The organism is Rhodovarius lipocyclicus, assembly GCF_009900765.1.
In the GTDB taxonomy this organism is placed as follows: domain Bacteria; phylum Pseudomonadota; class Alphaproteobacteria; order Acetobacterales; family Acetobacteraceae; genus Rhodovarius; species Rhodovarius lipocyclicus.
This window is the reverse complement of the sequence record NZ_JAAABL010000021.1, coordinates 1-18,220: the sequence shown is the minus strand read 5'-3', so window position 1 is coordinate 18,220 and position 18,220 is coordinate 1. Positions and strand designations below refer to the sequence as shown.

General features: G+C 71.2%; 18 protein-coding genes. 8 read left to right on the top strand and 10 right to left on the bottom strand.

Translation table 11 applies throughout. The features are described 5' to 3' along the window. The first annotated feature begins 2 nt into the window (after positions 1-2). Together GT007_RS14040 and GT007_RS14035 are read left to right on the top strand one after the other, a co-directional pair. Positions 3-788 (top strand): cyclase family protein, encoded by a 786-nt coding sequence (locus tag GT007_RS14040; RefSeq protein ID WP_160122256.1) that lies wholly within the window; start codon positions 3-5, stop codon positions 786-788. Positions 789-793: 5 nt separating this feature from the next. After that, a complete protein-coding gene (locus GT007_RS14035) occupies positions 794-1,735 on the top strand; it encodes a tripartite tricarboxylate transporter substrate binding protein (RefSeq protein ID WP_160122255.1) in 942 nt (313 codons plus the stop codon). A gap of 8 nt (positions 1,736-1,743) precedes the next feature. Here the strand turns inward: GT007_RS14035 and GT007_RS14030 are convergent, their stop codons facing one another. Beyond that, entirely contained in the window at positions 1,744-2,616 is an 873-nt protein-coding gene (locus GT007_RS14030; protein ID WP_160122254.1) for a LysR family transcriptional regulator, read from the bottom strand. Positions 2,617-2,708: 92 nt separating this feature from the next. On the opposite strand from GT007_RS14030, the gene GT007_RS14025 reads away from it, so the two are divergent. Then, positions 2,709-4,085, top strand: a complete 1,377-nt coding sequence (locus GT007_RS14025) for an MFS transporter (protein WP_236571668.1) — start codon at positions 2,709-2,711, stop codon at positions 4,083-4,085. 2 nt (positions 4,086-4,087) lie between these two features. On the opposite strand, the gene GT007_RS14020 is transcribed toward GT007_RS14025, so the two are convergent. Next, the gene (locus GT007_RS14020) at positions 4,088-4,861 is read right to left on the bottom strand and encodes a hypothetical protein (protein WP_160122253.1); all 774 of its coding nucleotides are present in this window, start codon (positions 4,859-4,861) and stop codon (positions 4,088-4,090) included. Between the two features lie 45 nt (positions 4,862-4,906). Here GT007_RS14020 and dapF point away from each other — a divergent pair, with 45 nt between their 5' ends. From dapF to ftsY, 3 genes are all read left to right on the top strand, one after another. Beyond that, entirely contained in the window at positions 4,907-5,734 is an 828-nt protein-coding gene (gene dapF, locus GT007_RS14015; protein WP_201451919.1) for a diaminopimelate epimerase, read from the top strand. Beyond that, on the top strand, positions 5,727-6,926 hold the full coding sequence (locus GT007_RS14010; RefSeq protein WP_236571667.1) for a radical SAM protein: 1,200 nt from the start codon (positions 5,727-5,729) through the stop codon (positions 6,924-6,926). The genes dapF and GT007_RS14010 overlap by 8 nt, the downstream gene beginning before the upstream one ends. A gap of 79 nt (positions 6,927-7,005) precedes the next feature. Continuing rightward, a complete protein-coding gene (gene ftsY, locus GT007_RS14005; RefSeq protein ID WP_160122299.1) occupies positions 7,006-7,968 on the top strand; it encodes a signal recognition particle-docking protein FtsY in 963 nt (320 codons plus the stop codon). Between the two features lie 163 nt (positions 7,969-8,131). On the opposite strand, the gene GT007_RS14000 is transcribed toward ftsY, so the two are convergent. From GT007_RS14000 to GT007_RS13965, 8 genes are all read right to left on the bottom strand, one after another. Beyond that, positions 8,132-9,016 (bottom strand): alpha/beta fold hydrolase, encoded by an 885-nt coding sequence (locus tag GT007_RS14000; RefSeq protein ID WP_160122250.1) that lies wholly within the window; start codon positions 9,014-9,016, stop codon positions 8,132-8,134. Further along, complete coding sequence (locus GT007_RS13995; RefSeq protein WP_160122249.1) at positions 9,013-10,128, bottom strand: YbfB/YjiJ family MFS transporter; 1,116 nt, start codon at positions 10,126-10,128, stop codon at positions 9,013-9,015. The genes GT007_RS14000 and GT007_RS13995 overlap by 4 nt, the downstream gene beginning before the upstream one ends. After that, positions 10,121-11,062, bottom strand: coding sequence for an HpcH/HpaI aldolase/citrate lyase family protein (locus GT007_RS13990; protein WP_160122248.1), 942 nt, complete (start codon positions 11,060-11,062; stop codon positions 10,121-10,123). Before GT007_RS13990 ends, GT007_RS13995 begins: the two co-directional genes overlap by 8 nt. After that, entirely contained in the window at positions 11,059-12,018 is a 960-nt protein-coding gene (locus GT007_RS13985; RefSeq protein ID WP_160122247.1) for a tyrosine recombinase, read from the bottom strand. Before GT007_RS13985 ends, GT007_RS13990 begins: the two co-directional genes overlap by 4 nt. A 232-nt stretch (positions 12,019-12,250) precedes the next feature. Next, entirely contained in the window at positions 12,251-13,411 is a 1,161-nt protein-coding gene (locus GT007_RS13980) for an MFS transporter (protein ID WP_160122246.1), read from the bottom strand. Continuing rightward, on the bottom strand, positions 13,404-14,168 hold the full coding sequence (locus GT007_RS13975; protein WP_160122245.1) for an NAD kinase: 765 nt from the start codon (positions 14,166-14,168) through the stop codon (positions 13,404-13,406). Before GT007_RS13975 ends, GT007_RS13980 begins: the two co-directional genes overlap by 8 nt. After that, positions 14,165-15,004, bottom strand: a complete 840-nt coding sequence (locus GT007_RS13970; protein WP_160122244.1) for a carbon-nitrogen hydrolase family protein — start codon at positions 15,002-15,004, stop codon at positions 14,165-14,167. The genes GT007_RS13975 and GT007_RS13970 overlap by 4 nt, the downstream gene beginning before the upstream one ends. A 134-nt stretch (positions 15,005-15,138) precedes the next feature. Then, a complete protein-coding gene (locus GT007_RS13965) occupies positions 15,139-16,107 on the bottom strand; it encodes a Bug family tripartite tricarboxylate transporter substrate binding protein (protein WP_160122243.1) in 969 nt (322 codons plus the stop codon). A gap of 164 nt (positions 16,108-16,271) precedes the next feature. On the opposite strand from GT007_RS13965, the gene GT007_RS13960 reads away from it, so the two are divergent. Together GT007_RS13960 and GT007_RS13955 are read left to right on the top strand one after the other, a co-directional pair. Then, complete coding sequence (locus tag GT007_RS13960) at positions 16,272-17,450, top strand: FAD-dependent oxidoreductase (protein ID WP_160122242.1); 1,179 nt, start codon at positions 16,272-16,274, stop codon at positions 17,448-17,450. Then, on the top strand, positions 17,447-18,070 hold the full coding sequence (locus GT007_RS13955; protein ID WP_160122241.1) for an isochorismatase family protein: 624 nt from the start codon (positions 17,447-17,449) through the stop codon (positions 18,068-18,070). The genes GT007_RS13960 and GT007_RS13955 overlap by 4 nt, the downstream gene beginning before the upstream one ends. Positions 18,071-18,220 lie beyond the last annotated feature (150 nt).

The window sequence follows — 18,220 nt, the reverse complement described above, 5'->3', positions numbered from 1 at the left end:
CCATGCGCCGCATCATCGACATTTCCTGCGCCCTGAAATCCGGCATCAAGTCGGACCCGCCGGGCAGCGAACCCAAGATCCAGTATTTCGACCACCACATGACCGCGCCCAAGATGGCCGACTACATGGGCGTGCCCGTCTCCGCCCTGCCGGAGGGCGAATACGCCGCCGTCGAGCGCATCGACCTGTCCACCCACAACGGCACGCATATGGACGCGCCGTATCACTACTTCTCCCGCCAGGATGAGGCGCTGGTGCCCGGCGGCCGCCCGTCCCTGCGCATCGACGAGGTGCCGCTGGAATGGTGCTTCAACCCTGGGGTGAAGCTGGATTTCCGCCACAAGCCCGACGGCCACGTGGTGCAGCCGCAGGAGGTGGAGGAGGAGCTGGCCCGGATCGGCCACAGCCTGAAGCCGTTGGACATCGTGGTGGTGAACACCCGCGCCGGCAGCCGCTATGGCGAGGACGACTACATCGACGCCGGCTGCGGCATGGGCAAGGCCGCCACGCTGTGGCTGCTGGAACGCGGCGTGCGCCTGGTAGGCACGGATGGCTGGAGCTGGGATGCCCCCTTCTCCGCCACCAAGCGCCGCATCGAGGCGGGCGGCGACCCCGCGCTGATCTGGGAAGGCCACCGCGCGGGGCGGGAGATCGGCTACTCCCACATCGAGAAGCTGTCGAACCTGGAGGCCCTGCCCAGCACCGGCTTCACGGTCGCGGCCTTCCCGGTGAAGATCCATCGCGCCTCGGCCGGCTGGGTCCGCGCCGTGGCGATCATCGAGGAGTGACGCCGATGCGCCGGTTGATCCTCGCGGCGCTGCTGGCGGCATCCCCCGCCACAGCGCAGGAATGGCGCCCCGAAAGCCCGATCACGCTGATCAGCCCCTACTCCCCGGGCAACACGGACGTGATGATGCGCATGCTGGGCGATTACTGGTCCCGCCAGACCGGGGCCAGCGTGGTGGTGACGAACCGCGACGGCGGCTCCGGCGTGGTGGGCATGCGCGCCCTGGCCAGCGCCCCCGCCGATGGCCGCACCCTGGCGCTGACGCCCATGACCGCCATCACCGTGCAGCCGCACATGGTGCGCAACTTGGGCATCGGCCCCGCGAATTTCGCCCCCGTCTGCGGCACGCATGAGAACGTGATCGGCGTGGTGGTGCGCGACGACAGCCCCTTCCGCTCCATCGCGGATATCGTGGCGGCCGGGCGGCAGCGGAACCTGACCTTCGGCAGCGCCGGGCCGAACAGCCTGCCCTTCCTGGGGGTGTGGCGCATCCAGAAGGCGACGGGGGTGGAGTTCACCCACCTGCCCTTCCGCGGCGACCCGCCGCACCTGAACGAGACCCTGGCCGGGCGGCTGGATTTCTCGACCACCGTCGTGTCCTCCGCCAGCGAGTTCATCCTGTCGGGCCGGATGCGGCTGCTGGGCGTGTTCAGCGAGAACCGCCACCCGGACTTCCCCGACGTGCCGACCATGCGCCAGCAGGGCATCGACGCGCTGCAATTCAGCCAGGTGGGAATCTACGCCCCCGCTGGCACGCCGGAGCCAGTGCTGAACCGGCTGGAACAGCTGTGCCGGGAAGGCATGGAGCAGGAGCCCGTGCGGCGGGTGGCGCAGACCGCGCGGATGGTCGTGCGCTATGTGCCGCGCCGGGAATTCGCGGCCTTCGTGCAGTCGGAATACGAGGCCTACCGGGATATCCTGCGGCAGCTGGGGGTGCAGCCGGAGTAAAGGCGGGGCTACTGGCGCATGGCCTCCGCCACCGCCTGCGCCAGCGCCTCCACCAGGGCTTTCTTGCCGCGCTCCTGGCGCTCCAGCAGTCCGATCCGGCGGGTCAGCTGCGGCTCTCCGAAGGGCAGGCAGGCGAGGGGCAGCTCCGCCCGCAATTCCTCGGACAGCGAGAGGATGGAGATGCCCAGCCCCTTCTGGACCATCCGGATGATCGTCTCCGGGCTGCCCAGCACCATTTCCTCCCGCACATCAATGCGCAGGCGCCTCAATTCGCGCTCGATCGGGCGGCCCGACCAGGCCCGGCTGTCCAGCCGGATGAAGGGCTGCTCCGCCAGCAGCTTGCGGATGTCCTGCCGGGCCAGGGCGGGCGGGACGATCACCCAGAAGCGGTTCTCATACAGCGGCGACCAGAACTGGTTCGCCGGGTGCGGCCGCGCGGGTTCCAACGTCATGGCGACATCCAGCTCGCCGGACGCGACCTGGTGCGCCAGCTCACCGGACAGCCCGTAGGAGACATGGATGCGGATGCGCGGATGGGCGCGGTTCAGCACCACCAGCGCATCGGGCAGGATGCCCGACAGCACGCTCGGCATCGCGCCCACCCTGAGGCGCCCGGCCAGGGAGCGCTCGTCGCTCAGCGCCTCGGGGATGCGGTCGTACAGGGCCAGCACCTCCTCCGCCTTCGCCAGCACGATCCGGCCCGCCTCGGTGAACACGGGCAGGCGGCGGGACCGGTCGAAGAGCTGGACGGCGAATTCCTCCTCCAGCGTCTTCACCTGCAGGCTGACGGCGGATTGGGTCAGCCCCACCGCCTCACCCGCGCGGCCGAAGGAACCGTGGCGGGCGATGGCCCGCAGGGTGCGGAGGGCTCGGAGCGACATGGCGCCAATGTATGATTGTGCCTCATCGAACATAAGAGATTTTAGAATTTTCCCTGCTGGATTGATGGACCTACCATCGGCTCATCATGAATATGAACGCACCCATGGCCGCCCAGGCGGCGCGGACATCCTTTCCCGCGCTGCTGGCCGTGCAGCTCGGCGTGGCGATCGTCACCCTCGACATCTCCCTGACCAGCACGGCGCTGCCGGCCATCGCGGCCGGCATCGGCGCCAGCGCGACCAGCACGATCTGGATCGTCAACAGCTACTACCTGGCGGTGGTCGCGGCGCTGCTGCCGCTGGCGGCGCTGGGTGAGATCCATGGCCACCGGCGCATCTTCTTCATCGGGCTGGTGGTGTTCGCGCTCGGCTCACTGGGCTGCGGGCTGGCGGGGTCCCTGCCGGTGCTGGCCGGGGCGCGGGCGGTGGTGGGGGTGGGTGCCGCGGCGGTCTCGGCCACCACACCGGCGCTGATCCGCTCCCTGTATCCGCCCTCCCGGCTCGGGCGCGGGCTGGGCTTCTATGCGCTGGTGGTGGGCGTGGCCTTCTCGGTCGGCCCCACGGCGGCCTCCGCGATCCTGTCGGTGCTCAGCTGGCCCTGGCTGTTCCTGATGGGCGTGCCGCTGGCGCTGGTCTCCATCGCGCTGGCCCGGCGCGACCTGCCGGCGACGGAGCGCAACATTCGGCCCTTCGACGGCCTGTCGGCGGCGCTGTGCGCGGGCATGTTCGCCGCCCTGCTGTTCGGCATCGCGGGCATCGCGCACCGGTCGGGGTGGCTGCCGGTGGGCCTGGCGCTGCTGGCGGCGGCCGTCTGCGGCTGGGGCCTGCTGCGGCGGGAGGCCGGGCACCCCGCGCCGATCCTGGCCATCGACCTGTTCCGCATCCCGGTCTTCGCGCTGTCCTCGGCCACGTCGATCTGCGCCTTCACCATCCAGGGGCTGGCCTTCGTGGTGCTGCCCTTCCTGCTGCAATTCCGGCTGGGCTACAGCCAGGTGGAGGCGGGCTTCCTCATCACCCCCTGGCCCGCGACGCTGGTGGTGCTGACCATGGTGGCGGGGCCGTTGAGCGACCGCATCCCGCCCGGAATCCTGGGCGGCGGGGGGCTGGGCGTGGTGACCCTGGGCCTCGCTTCCCTGGCGCTGCTGCCCGCTGAGCCCACTGTCATCGACATCGCCTGGCGGCTGATGCTGTGCGGCGTGGGGTTCAGCTTTTTCCAGTCGCCCAACATGCGCGCGATCATGAGCAGCGCGCCCCGCGACCGAAGCGGCGGCGCCAGCGGCATCCTGGCGGCGTCGCGGCTGATCGGGCAGTCGCTGGGGGCGGCGGTGGTGGCGATTTGCCTGTCCCTGTCGCCGGAGCGCGGCATCGATGCCGCGATCTGGATCGGGGCCGGGATGGGCGCGCTCGGCAGCGCGATCAGCCTGTCACGGCTGCTGCCGGGCATCGCGGGGGCCAGGAAGGCCCCCTGACTTCATCGGGTCAGCGAGGGCACCACGCTCATCGCCGGCTGGTTCCGCAGCCATTCCGGCAGGGCCTGCAGCACCTGCGCCGGGGCCACGCCGGCCGAGGTGCCAGGGTCGCTCGGCGTGGCGGGCGCTTCGGGCTCGGCCGCCGCCGGGGCGGGGGCGGGCGCGGCCACGGCGGGCAGGCCGCCGGGTTCCGTGGCGGGGGCCGGGGTTTCGGCGGCCGGGGCGGGCGTGGGGGCGGGGGCAGGCGCGGGCACCGGGTCGGTCCGGCGGCGCGGGCCATCCACGCGGGCGGCGGTGGGGGCCGGGGTTTCCGCCGGCACGGTATAGTCGGCGACGATGCGGGCCTGCGCGCCCTCGATCACCAGCACATGCGCGCCGACCGGCAGGGGCACCAGGTCGCGCTGGGTCACGCTGACCAGATCGCCATTGGTCTTGCGCACCACATACTCGATGCCATCGTTGCTGTTGGCGGCCCGCTCGGCGGCGGAACCGATCAGCCCGCCCACCAGGGCGCCGCCCACGGCACCCAGCGCGTTCGTCACGCGATTGCCGCCCACGGCGGCACCCAGCACGCCGCCCGCGGCGCCGCCCGCGGCGGCACCGGTCGTGCCCTCGGCGCTGATCTCGATTCTTCGGAAACCGACGATCACGCCCTGGTTGACGCGGTTGGCCTGCTGAACGGCCCGGACGGCGTATTCATTCGCGGAATAGGTGGTCCCACATCCCACCAGGCCCAACGGCATCACCAGGGCCAGCGCCAAGCATGCGTGCTTCATGCCCCCCACATAGCGCGGCCCGCCGCATCATCCTATATGCGGCATATGCGTACACCCTTCCGCAAGATGCATGGCGCCGGGAATGATTTCGTCATCCTGGACGCGCGCGAGACCCCGCTGCCGATCACCGAGGCCGGCGCGCGCTGGCTCGCGGACCGCAACCGGGGGGTGGGGGCGGACCAGATCATCCGGCTGGAGAAGGCCCCACAGGGCGATGTGTTCATGCGCATCCTGAACCCCGATGGCAGCGAGGCCGGGGCCTGCGGCAACGCCACCCGTTGCGTGGCGCGCATCCTGTTCGAGGAAACCGGCCGCGACACCGGCGTGATCCAGACCATCTCCGGCCTGCTGCCCGCCCGCGTCAGCGCCCCGGGGCTGATCGAGATCGACATGGGCCCCGCCCGCCTGGGCTGGCGCGAAGTGCCCCTGGCGCGGGAGATGGATACCCTGCACCTGGACCTGTCCGAGGGCCCGGTCAGCGACCCGGCCGCGTGCTCCATGGGCAATCCCCACGCCACATTCTTTGTGGATGACCCCTGGGCGCTGCCGCTGGAGCGGATCGGTCCGGTTCTGGAACATGCCGCGATCTTCCCCGACCGGGCCAATGTGGGCTTCGCGCAGGTCGTCTCGCCGGAGCACATCGTGCTGCGGGTGTGGGAACGGGGCGCGGGGCTGACGCTGGCCTGCGGCTCGGGCGCCTGCGCCACGCTGGTGAACGCGCATCGGCGCGGGCTGACGGGCCGCCGCGCCGCCGTGGAACTGCCGGGCGGCACCCTGACCATCACCTGGCGCGAGGACGGCCATGTGCTGATGGAAGGCCCCACCGCCGTCTCCTTCACCGGCGAGTTGGATGCCGCCCTCCTCGATGCCTGAGACACTGGCCCTCGGCTGCCGCCTGAATGGCGCGGAGGCCGAGACCATGGCCGCGCTGGCCGCCGCCGGGGGGCTGCATGACGCGCTGATCGTGAACACCTGCGCCGTCACCGCCGAGGCCGAGGCCCAGGCGCGCCAGGCCATCCGCCGCGCGGCGCGGGAGGCTCCGGGCCGGCCCATCATCGTCACCGGCTGCGCCGCCACCCTGGCGCCCGCCGCCTGGGCCGCCCTGCCGGGCGTGGCGCGGGTGCTGGGGAACAGCGAAAAGCTGTCGCCCGCCGCCTGGGGCGCGCCCGACATGCCGGTGGCGCCCGCCGCCACCACCCGCCGCGCCCGCGCCTTTCTGGAGGTGCAGCAGGGCTGCGACCATGAATGCACCTTCTGCGTCATCCGCATCGCGCGCGGGCCGTCGCGCGGGATGGGCCTGGAGGCGGTGCTGGGCGCCGCCCGCCAGGCCGTGGCGCGCGGCCAGCCGGAAGTCGTGCTGACCGGCGTGGACCTGGCCAGCTGGGCCGAGGACGGGCGCGACCTGTCGCATCTGGCCCGCGCGGTGCTGGCCATTCCGGGGTTGGGGCGGCTGCGCCTGTCCTCGCTGGACCCGGCGGCGATCCCGGAAGGGCTGTGGGCGCTGTGGCGGGATGAGGCGCGGCTGGCGCCCTTCCTGCACCTGTCGGCCCAGCATGCCGACGGGCTGATGCTGAAGCGCATGCGCCGCCGCCATGGCGCGGGCGATGCCGAGGCACTGGCCGATCGCGCGCGCTCCATCCGCCCCGACATGGCGCTGAGCGCCGACCTGATCGCGGGCTTCCCCACCGAGGACGACGCGGCCCACGCCGCCAACCTGGCGCTGGTGGCGGCGCTACGGCCCTCGGCGCTGCATGTGTTCCCCTATTCCGCCCGGCCGGGCACGGCCGCGGCGCGCATGCCCGCCCTGCCGGTGGCCGTGGCGCGCGCCCGCGCCGCCGAGCTGCGCGCGGCCGGCGCCGCCAGCGCCCAGGCCTTCGCCGAAACCCGGCTGGGCGCCGTGGAGCAGGCCATCTTCGAAACCGCCACCGAGGCCACCACCGCCCATGGCCTGCGCCTGCGCCTGACGCGCGGCACGGCCCCGCGCGGTGCCCTGCGCCCGGTGCGCGTCACGGCCCGAGAGGGCGCCACCCTGCTGGCCGAGGAGATTCCCCATGGCGCTGCGTGACCTCTGGAGCCGCATCGCCGGCAAGGCGGAACCCACACCGGAGGTGCCGCCCCCCGCGCCCGAGCCGGTGCCCGAGCCCATGCCGGAACCGGAGCCCGAACCGGCACCCGAACCGGGGGCCCCGCGCGGCTTCTTCTCGCGCCTCAAGGCCGGGCTGACGCGCACCACGCGCCAGCTGACCGACAACATCGCCAGCGTCTTCACCAAGCGGAAGCTGGATGACGCGGCGCTGGAGGAGCTGGAAGAAACCCTGATCGTCGCCGATATCGGCGTCTCGGCCTCTCAGCGCATCGTGCAGAACTTTCGCCGCAACCGCTTCGGCAAGGAAGTGACCGCCGAGGAGGTGAAGGCCGCCCTGGCCGAGGAAATCACCGCTATCCTGGCCCCGGTGGCGCAGCCGCTGGTGCTCGACCCCGCGCGCAAACCCCATGTGGTGCTGGTGGTCGGCGTGAACGGGGTGGGCAAGACCACCACCATCGCCAAGCTGGGCCAGCAATGGCGCGCCGAGGGCAAATCCGTGATGTTCGCCGCCGGCGACACCTTCCGCGCCGCCGCCGTCGAGCAATTGCAGATCTGGGGCGAACGCACCGGCTGCCCCGTCGTCGCCCCCGCCAAGCAAGGCGCCGACGCCGCGGGCCTGGCCTTCGACGCGCTGACCCGCGCGCGCGACGAAGCCATGGACGTGCTGCTGATCGACACCGCCGGGCGGCTGCACAACAAATCCGCGCTGATGGAGGAACTGGCCAAGGTGGTGCGCGTGATCCGGCGCATCGACGAGACCGCGCCGCATTCCGTGCTGCTGGTGCTGGACGCCACCACCGGCCAGAACGCCGTGCAGCAGGCGAAGGTGTTCAAGGAACTGGTGGCCGTGACCGGCATCGCGGTGACCAAGCTGGATGGCTCGGCCAAAGGCGGCGTGGTGGTGGCGCTGGCCCAGGAATTCGCCATCCCGCTGCATATGGTGGGGGTGGGGGAGAAAGCCGAGGACCTGCGGCCCTTCGAGGCCAAGGACTTCGCGCGGTCGCTGATGGGGTTGGATTGAACTTCCACAGGACCGAGGGGTTCCACCCCTCGGCTCCCCGCCGGGGGGCGCCATTTTCATTATAAGATTCAAAGAGAACACCGTTGGCAGGACCGGCGCCAAACTGATGGGGTGCAGGGGCCTTTCGGCTCCTGCCGGGGGAGTTTGAGGGGGCAGCGCCCCCTCATCCTTCCATCAGGTCCACCAGCGCCTCCACCACCGCTTCCGGCGCTTCCTGCGGGATATTGTGCCCCACCCCGGGCAGCAGCCGGCGTTCATACCGGCCGGTGAAACGGTGCGCCGCGCCATCCCCCGCGCCGGGCGGGTTCACGCCGTCATCCTCGCCCCACAGGTTGATGCTGGGCACGGCGATGCGGGGCTGGGCCTCCAGCGCGGCTTCCATGGCGTCCAGCGCCGGGTCGCCCGCCGCGTAGCCGAAGCGGTGGCGGTAGGATTGGACGACCACCGGCACGAAATCCGGGTTCTCGAAGCTGCGGGCGCTGCGGGCGTAGTCCTCGGCCGAGAAGTGCCAGCTGGGCGACCACAGCTTCCACAGCAGCCGGCACAGCGCGAAGCGGTCGGCCAGCAGCCCGGCCTCTCCGCGCGGGGTGTGGAGGTAATATTGGTACCACAGGCGGTGCTCGGCCTCGGGCGCCGCGGGCGCGACGGAGCCCGGGATGTCCTGAAGATTGTAGCCATTGCCGGTGACCAGGCAGCGCACGCGGCCGGGGTGCAGGGCGGCGGCGATGCAGGCGGCGCGGCCGCCCCAGTCATAGCCGGCCAGCGCCGCGGCCTCGATGCCCAGCGCGTCCATCAGCGCCAGCAGGTCGAAGGCCAATGCCGCCTGCTGGCCGGAGCGCGGCGTGGATTCCGACAGGAAGCGCGTGGGCCCGTAGCCGCGCAGATAGGGCACGATCACGCGATAGCCGCGCGCCGCCAGCGCCGGCGCCACCGCGTCATAGCAGCGCGGGTCATAGGGAAAGCCGTGCAGCAGGATCACGGGCTCGCCCCCGGCGGGGCCGTGCTCCTCATAGGCTTGGCGCAGCACGCCGCTGTCGATGGTCTTCATGGCGTCATCGCCTCCCGCATCACCCAGACGGCGCCCAGGGACACCAGCAGCCCGGCCCCGAACACCGCCGCATGGCTTTCATGCGTCATGGCGAAGATCGCCGCCAGCAGAAAGGCGCCCGCCGCCTGGCCCAGCGCATAGCCCGCGGTGCCGCGCGCCCACAGGGCCGGGGCATCGGCGCCATGGCGCTCACGCAGCAGCACCAGCAGCACGGCGGTGACGCCGATGCCGGCGAAGCCGGCCAGCGCCGCCCCGGGCCAGACGAGCCAGGGCCACGGCAAGGTCAGCCCGGCCATGCCCAGCACCTGCGCCAGCAGCCACAGCATGGCGGCCCGCGCGCCGCCCATGGCCTGCGCCACCCGCCCGCCGAGCAAGGCGCCGCCAAGGCCTCCCAGCCCGAACAGCGCCCAGGCCAGGGAGCCCGCCGATAGCCCCAGCCCATGCCCGCGCGCCACCAGATCCGACAGGTACACCATGGGCGGCACCATCCCGGCGCCCGAGAGCAGATAGGCCGTCAGCAGCGGCGACCACCCGGCCCCGGCGCGCAGCGGCGGCAGCACCGCGCGCGGCCAGCGCGGCCGGGCCACCAGCCACAGCGCGCCCGCGATGGCGGCCAGGGCGGCCCAGGCCGGGCCCGGCCCGCGCAGCAGCAGCCAGGGCATCAGCAGCGCGCCCACCCAGATGCCGCTGGCCACGCCGCCGATCACCATGCCGGCGACCATGCCCCGGCGCTCGGGCGGCAGTTCGGCCTGGGTGGCGGGGGCGGCCAGCGCCATGACCCAGCCGCCCGCCACGCCCACCGCACCCCGCCAGGGCAGCAGCCACCACAGCCCGCCATTCCAGGCACAGGCCGCGAAGGCCAGCACCACCAGCCCGATCGCGAGGTCGAGCACGCGGGCGGTGCCGATGGCGCGCGCCAGGCGCTGGCCCATCAGCACGCCGGGCAGATAGCCCGCCAGGGTGGTGGCCCCCAGCAGCCCCGCGCCCCCGCCATCCACCCAACCCGCCGAAACCATGGCCGGGAACAGCGGCACGAAGGCGAAGCGCGCCAGCCCGATGCCGATGAAGGTGGCGGCGGCGCCCGCCCAGGCGACGCCCGGGCCCCTACCCAAGCATCTTGGCCTTTTCCAACAGCGCCTCCGCCTGCCGGATGCTGGCGATGTCCAGCAGCCGCCCATCCAGCGCCACGGCACCGCGACCGGTGCGGGTGGCTTCCTCCATCGCCTGCAGGATGCGGCGGGCCTGATGGATCTCCGCCTCGCTGGGGGTGAACACGCTGTTGATGATGGCGATCTGGCTGGGGTGGATGGCCATCATGCCCTCCGCCCCCAGGGCACGGGCGCGGCGGGCGGCGGCTTCCAGCCCCTCCGGGTCCTTGAAATTGCCGAAGGGCCCGGCGATCGGCCGCCGCCCCGCCGCCCGCGCCGCCGTGATCACGCGCGACATCGGGAACTGCCACGCATCCAGCACGCCCGCCGCCGAGGCATATTCCTCCACCGGCCCGCCGATATTGGTGGTGCGCATGCGCAAGGACGCCGCGAGGTCCGCCACGCCCATCTGCAATGCCTCGATGCGCGGCGATGCCTCGGCGATGCGTTCCACATTCGCCAGGCCCAGCGCCGTCTCGATGATCAGGGAAAAGCCGATGCGCTTCTTGCGGCCCATCGCGGCCTCGACCTGGGTGGTCAGCATGTCCAGCGCATAGACATCGCGCGCATCGCCCACCTTGGGGATGATGAACAGGTCCAGCCGCTCGCCCGCCTGCTCGATCAGGTCGATCACGTCGCGGTACATGTAGTGCGTGTCCAGGCCGTTGATCCGCACGGCCATGATCTTGTCGCCCCAATCCACATTCGTCATCGCGTCGATGGCGTTGCGGCGGGCGGCCTCCTTCTCGTCCGGCGCCACCGCGTCCTCCAGGTCCAGGAAGACCAGGTCGGCGGCGGAGGCGGCGGCCTTCTCGAAGATCGCGGGGCGGGAGGCAGGGACGGCCAGCTCGCTGCGATGCAGGCGCGGCGTGGCTTCGGTGACGGTGCGGAAACTCATGGACTATCCCGTTTCTTGCGGCGCGCGGGCGCCGGCCTTGGTTCTGGCCGCATGATGCGCGGAGCGGGCGCTTCTGTCGCCAGGGGGTGATGCGTTTCCACCAGCCGCCGCAGATGTTCGTCCAGCACCTTGGTGTAGATCTGCGTGGTCACGATGTCCGCATGGCCCAGCAGCGTCTGCAGGCTGCGCAGATCCGCCCCGCGGCCCAGCAGATGGGTGGCGAAGGAATGCCGCAGCACATGCGGCGAAACCCGCTCCGGGTCCACGCCCGCGGCCAGCGCCGCTTCCTTCAGCAGCAGCCCCAGCCCCTGGCGGGTGAAATGCCCGGCCTTGCCGCGCGACGGAAACAGATACCGCGCCGCCTGCACATGGCCCCGCCCGCGCCGCTCGGCCTCGCCCGCCGTCTCGGCCACCGCCTCCCGCGCTCGGCGGGAGATGGGGACCAGCCGCTCCTTCCCCCCCTTGCCGCGCACCGTGATCAACGGCGCGTTCTGCCGCAGGGCACCCGCCGGCAGCGTCACCAGCTCCGACGCGCGCAGCCCCGAGGCATAGAGCAGTTCCAGCGCCGCGACGGCCAGGGGGGCGCGGGTGGGCGGCAGGCGCTCGGCACCCTGGATCAGCGCCTCCACCTCCGCCTCGGTCAGCGCCTTGGGCAGGCTGGGCGGCAGGCGGGGGCTGTCGATCAGCTCCGTCGGGTCATCGGCGCGATAACCCTCCCGCGCCAGGAAGCGGAAGAACTGACGGATGGCCGACAACTTGCGCGCCTGGCTGCGGGCCGCGAGGCCGGAGGCCGCCAGATGATGCAGGTAATCACGCACATCATCGGCCGTGGCCTCGGCCCCGTGCTGGGTCAGGAAATCCGAGAGGTCGGCCCGGTAAGCCAGCAAGGTGTTGCGGGCGGCATTGCGCTCGGCAGCCAGCATTTCGAGGAAAATGTCGAGCCAGTGGGCGGTCATTGGTGTGGCTCCGAGAGGGGCTTTGCCCCCCTCGGGCTCCCCCCACCAGGAGCCGAAAGGCCCCTGGACCCCAGCAGTTTGGTGCCACCTTTTGGAAAGGTATAACCCATTATATTATAATAATATTTTTGTGCCTCACCTGCCAAGGTAAGGCGCCAATTCATGGGTTCCAAGGGCCTTTCGGCCTTTGGCGGGGTGTCCGAGGGGCAGAGCCCCTCGGCCTTACTTCCCCTCACGCCCGCCCATCCTTCGCCGCGAACACGAACGCCCCCAGCGCCACCACGGCCAATGCCAGCAGCAGCGGCATCACCGGCCCGTATCCGCCCGAGGCCTGCCAGATCCCCGCGATCACCGCCGGCGCCATGGCGCGTGGCAGCACGGTGCTGGCGGTCAGCGCGCCGGAGATGGCGCCGTAGCCTTCCCGCCCCAGCAATTCGGCCGGGGCGGCGGCGCGCACGATGGTCAGCAGCCCGTCGGCCATGGCCCAGAACAGCACGAAGCCCATCAGCACCAGCATTTCCCCGGGCGAGAGCCACAGCCAGCCCAGCGCCACCGGCAGGCACAGGCAGGCGAAGATGCCCACGCGCAGCACCTGCACGCGGTTGCCCAGAAAGAAGAGCACGGCGCGGGCGGCCACCTGCAAGGGGCCCTGGAAGGCCACGACGGTCACGGCGGTGGCGGTATCCAGGCCTTTTTCCCGCAGCATCAGCACCAGATGCGCGCCCAGCCCGGTGCCGATGAAGGAATGCGCGCACAGGCACAGCGCCAGGCCGATGAAGGCCGGCCGGCGGATGACGGGGCCGAGGGGGATGGGGGCCGGGCGTTCCTTGGCGGGCGGGCGCGCATCCCGCAGGCACAGCAGCGCGAGCGGCACCGGCAGGGCCTGCAGGGCGGCCAGGGCCAGCAGCGCCCCGCGCCAGCCCAGATGCGCCTCCAGCCAGGCGATCAGCGGCAGGAAGACGGTGCCGGTGAAGCCGGTGATGAAGGTGAGGGTGGTGATGGAGCGCACCGGCTCCCGCGCCTGGGTCACCATCACGGCCATGGCGGCACCCCACAGGGCGAAGGCGTGGGCCAGGCCCATCACCAGCCACAGCGCGAAGAAGGCGGGCAGCCAGGTGATCTGGCTCCAGACCGCGAGCAGTGCCGCGCCGGCCAGCCCGCCCCAGGCCAGCGGCAGGCGCCCGCCGGCGCGGTCCACGATGCGGCCCACCGGCACGGCCGCGAGGCCCGAGACCAGCAGCCCCAGCGTGAAGGCAATGTTCATGGTGGCGCGCGACCAGCCCAGATCGGCCTCCATGGGGGCCACCATCAGCTGGAAGGGAATGAACATGGTGCCCCAGCCGGTGAACTGGGTCGCGGCGATGATCAGGATCAGCCGCGCGTCATTACCCAACAAACTGCTCCGCGATGATGCGCTCGGACAGGCTGGTGTCCGGGTCGAACAGCAGGGTCAGGCTGATGGTGGTGTCCTGGCGCACCTCCACCCGGCGCACATCGCGCACCTCCGTGTAGTCGGCGGTGGCGGAGACGGGGCGCTTGATGGGGTCCAGCACCTCGATCACCACCCGCGCCTCGGCCGGCAGCAGGGCGCCGCGCCAGCGCCTGGGGCGGAAGGCGGAAATCGGCGTCAGCGGCAGCAGATTGGCCGAAAGCGGCACGATGGGGCCGTGGGCGGACAGGTTGTAGGCCGTGCTGCCCGCGGGGGTGGCCACCAGCACGCCGTCGCAGGCCAGTTCCGGCAGGCGTTCCTTGCCATCGACCAGGATGCGCAGCTTGGCGGTCTGGCGGGTTTCGCGCAGCAGAGAGACCTCGTTGATCGCCAGCGCCGCGTGGGTGGCGGTGGCGGTGTGGGCGCGCATGCGCAGCGGGAACAGGCTGGCCGACTGGGCGGCGGCCACGCGCTCGATCAGGTCTTCCTCGCGGTAGGCGTTCATCATGAAGCCCACGGTGCCGAGGTTCATGCCGAACACCGGCAGGTTGCGGCCGAGGAAGCGGTGCTGGGTTTCCAGCATGAAGCCGTCGCCGCCCAGGGCGACGAGATGCGTCGCCTGCTCCGGCGGGATGTCGCCATAGAGCTGGGCCAAACGATTGCGCGCCGCCTGGGCCACATCCGTGCCGGCTGCCAGGATGGCGATGCGGGGGGTGGTCACAGCCGGACGCGCCGCGCCGCGCGGTGCTCCAAAATAGGCATGTCCCGCCTGACGCGCGCGGTCACGGCGGGGTCGATGCGGGCGGTGGCCCAGCCGCGGCCGTCGCTGGCCTTGGCGACGACATGGCCCCAGGGGTCGGCGATCAGCGAATGGCCATAGACGAAGCGCTGCGCGCCGCGTTCCTCATAGCTGCCCCAGGAGGCGGCGGCGGCGATCCAGCACTGCGTCTCGATCGCGCGGGCGCGCAGCAGTGCCTCCCAATGGTCCTTGCCGGTTTGCAGGGTGAAGTTGCTGGGCACGAAGATCACTTCCGCCCCGCGTTCGCGCAGCGCCGCGTACAGCTCCCCGAAGCGCATGTCGTAGCAGATGGTCAGGCCGAGCGTGACGCCGCCGACCTGGCAGGTGACGATGGCATCCCCCGCGCCATACAGCGCGCTTTCCTTGTAGCCGGTGCCGTCGGGGCCCGTGATGTCGAACAGGTGGATCTTGCGGTAGCGCGCGATCTCGGTGCCCGTGGCGTCGAACACCAGCGTGGTGTTGAACAGCTTTTCCGGCCCACGCTCGATGATGCTGCCGCCATGCACGGCGATGCCGGCGCCGCGCGCGACGTCGCGCAGCATCTCATAGGCCGGGCCGCCGGTGCCGCCGGGTTCGGGCAGGAGTTCCGCCGCTGCCTCCCGCGACTCGCGGCCGCCGCCCAGGTTGGTCCAGGTCTCCGGCAGGGAGACGATGTCGGGCCGGTCGGCGGCGATGGCGGCCTCGATCAGGCGGCGCGCCTGGTCGAGGTTGGCGGCCTTGTCGCTGCCTTGGTTCATCTGGATCACGCTGACGCGCATGTCGCTGCTCCCGCCCCCGGTTTGGGCACAGGGCGCATCAAGCGCGAATGCGCGGGGTGGGGCAAGCGGGGCAAGGGCAGATCCCGGCCGGGCGAAATCGCCTGGCCGGGCGAAGATGCCCGTGGAGGGAAAACTCAGCTGCGCTCCACACCCGCCGCCCGCACGATCGGCCCCCACTTCGCTTCCTCGGCCCGCATGAAGGCCTGGTAGTCGTCCGGCCCGGCGGGCCAGGGGTCGGCGCCGAATTCGCGGATGCGCTGGATTACCGCCGGGTCCGCCAGGGCGCGCAGCACCGCCTGGCCCAGCCGGTCCACGATGGGGCGCGGCGTGGCGGCGGGCGCCGCCAGCCCATACCAGGAGGACACGTCGAAATCCGGCACCCCCGCCTCCTGCATCGTGGGCACGTCGGGCATCTGGCTCCAGCGCTGGGCGGGGCTGACGGCGAGCGCCCGCAGCATGCCGGCGCGCACCTGCTCGGCGCTGGCGGGCGCGTTGTCGATGGCGAACAGCACCTCTCCGGTCAGCACCGCCTGCATACTGGGGGCGGTGCCGCGATAGGGCACATGCGTCACCTCGATGCCCATCTTCTGCCCGAACAGCACCCCCGACAGGTGAGAGGACGTGCCGACACCGGCCGAGCTGAACGTCGCCTCCCGCGGGTGGGCGCGGGCATAGGCCACCAGGTCCTGCACGGTGCGGAAGCCGCGCTGGGGCCGCACGATCATCCAGTTCGCCAGGGTGGCGATACGCGCCACCCCCTGCAGGTCCCGGTTCGGTTCGAACCCGGCACGGCGATGCAGGTGCGGGCCGATTCCGTTGCTGGCGATGTGGTTGACGAGGAAATTATAGCCGTCCGGCGGGGCGGCGGCGCAGATCTCGGCGGCCAGCATGCCGCCCGCGCCGGGGCGGTTGTCCAACCAGAAGCCGTGGCTCAGGCTCTCCCTCAGGCTGGGTTCCAGGCAGCGCATGAAGATGTCGCTGGCCCCGCCCGGCGCACCGCCCACCAGCACGCGCCAGGATTTGTCGGGCCAGTTGCTTTGCGCAGTTGCGGCATAAGGCGTGCAAAACAGCGCAGGCGCGGCCAGCGCCGCGCGGCGTGACATGTTCATTGGGTATCCTCCCTGACCCCAGCTTGCCCAACGCGGCGGCAGCATTGCAAGGTTTCGCGTCAGTCAGTGCAATCGTTTGACCGAAACTGGCGCCCCGGGGGGCTCATCGCCGCGCCGGCCGGTGCCATACCCGACGCCGCCGATCTGTGGAGTATCCAATGGCGCATGTGCTGGTGGTGGGCGCTGGACCCGCCGGAATGATCACCGCCTGTTGCCTGGCCGATGCCGGCATCAAGGTCACGATCCTGGAGCAATCGCCCGACCTGCCGGACGATCTGCGCGCCAGCACCTTCCACCCCCCCACACTGGACCTGCTGGAGCGCTTCGGCGTGACGGACAAGCTGATCGGCATGGGCCTGGTGTGCCCGCAATGGCAGGTGCGCGACCGGGAGAAGGGGGTGATCGCCACCTTCGACCTGGGTGTGCTGAAGAACGACACCAACCACCCCTATCGCCTGCAATGCGAGCAATGGCGCCTGACGCGCCTGCTGCGCGACCGCCTGGCCACCAACCCCGACGTCACCTTCCGCTACGACGCGAAGGTGGAAGGCGTGAGCCAGGACGCGGACAGCGTGACCGTCACCATCGCCGGCGGCGAGACCTTCACCGGCGACTGGCTGGTGGGCAGCGACGGCGCCCGCAGCGCCGTCCGCCGGGCGCTGGGCGTTGCCTTCGACGGCATCACCATCCCCGAGGTGTTCCTGACGCTGTCCACCACCTTCAAGTTCCATGAGGCGATCCCCGACCTCGCCAACATTTCCTACATCAGCGACCCCAACGAATGGTTCGTGCTGCTGCGCAACCTGTCCCTGTGGCGCCTGCTGCTGCCGACGGATGCGAATGAGCCGGAGGATGTCATGCTCTCCGAGAAGCGGGTGCAGGAGCGCATGCAGGGCGTGCTGCCCACCGGCGTGCCGTTCGAGATCCGCCACCGCACGGCCTACCGCGTGCATGAGCGCGTGGCCGACCACTACATCAAGGGCCGCGTGGCGCTGGTGGGCGACGCCGCCCATGTGAACAACCCGCTCGGCGGCATGGGCATGAATGGCGGCGCGCACGATGCCTTCAACCTGGGCGACAAGCTGATCGCCATCATCCGCGGCGCGGACCCCGCGCTGCTGGGCCGGTATGAGCGCCAGCGCCGCAAGGTGGCGCTGGAGGTCGTGCAGCAGCAGGCCCTGCGCAACCGCCAGACCATGAACATGCGCGACCCCGCGGCGCGTGAGGCCCATTTCAACGACCTGCGCGCCACGGTCGCCGACCCCGCGAAGCACCGCGCCTTCCTGCTGCGCGGCAGCCTGATCCAATCCCTGCGCGACCTGGAGGCAGTGGCATGAGCGAGCACCCCGAAGTCGCCATCTACAAGGCCCAGGGCATGGGCGCTTCCTCGGGCTTCGGCGCCAAGGTGGCGCTGGTGATCGTGGATTTCGTGGTGGGCTTCACCGACCCCGCGCATTTCGGCGGCGGCAATATCGGTGACGCCATCACCGCCACCGTGCCCCTGCTGGCCCACGCCCGCGCCAAGGGCTGGCCCATCGCCCACACCCGCGTGGTCTATGCCGATGACGGCTCCGACGCCGGGGTGTTCACCCTGAAATCCCCGGGTCTGCTGAAGCTGACCGAGACCTCGCCCCTGTCGCAGATCGTGCCGGAGCTGACACCCAACCCCGGTGAGCTGGTGGTGCGCAAACGCGGCGCCAGCGCCTTCTTCGACACGCCGCTGCAAGGCTTCCTGCGCTTCCATGGCGCGGACACGCTGGTGATCACGGGCTGCACGACCTCCGGCTGCGTGCGGGCGACCGTGCTGGATTCGATGCAGAACGACTTCCGCACCATCGTGGCGACAGATTGCGTGGGCGACCGCGCGCTGGCCCCGCATGAAGCCAACCTGTTCGACATGGGGCAGAAATACGCGGACCTGATGACCAGCGCGCAGATCATGGCGCAGGCGGGCTGAGGGGGGCGCACTCAGGGGCTTTGCCCCTGTTCAGACCGGACACATCCCTGACTGATGTTCGGAGAGATGGTTGACGGTTTTTGGGTGAGAGTTTCGCGGGAGCGGAGCGATGCCCTGGAAGCCTGTATCGATCATGGACAGTCGCCGAGA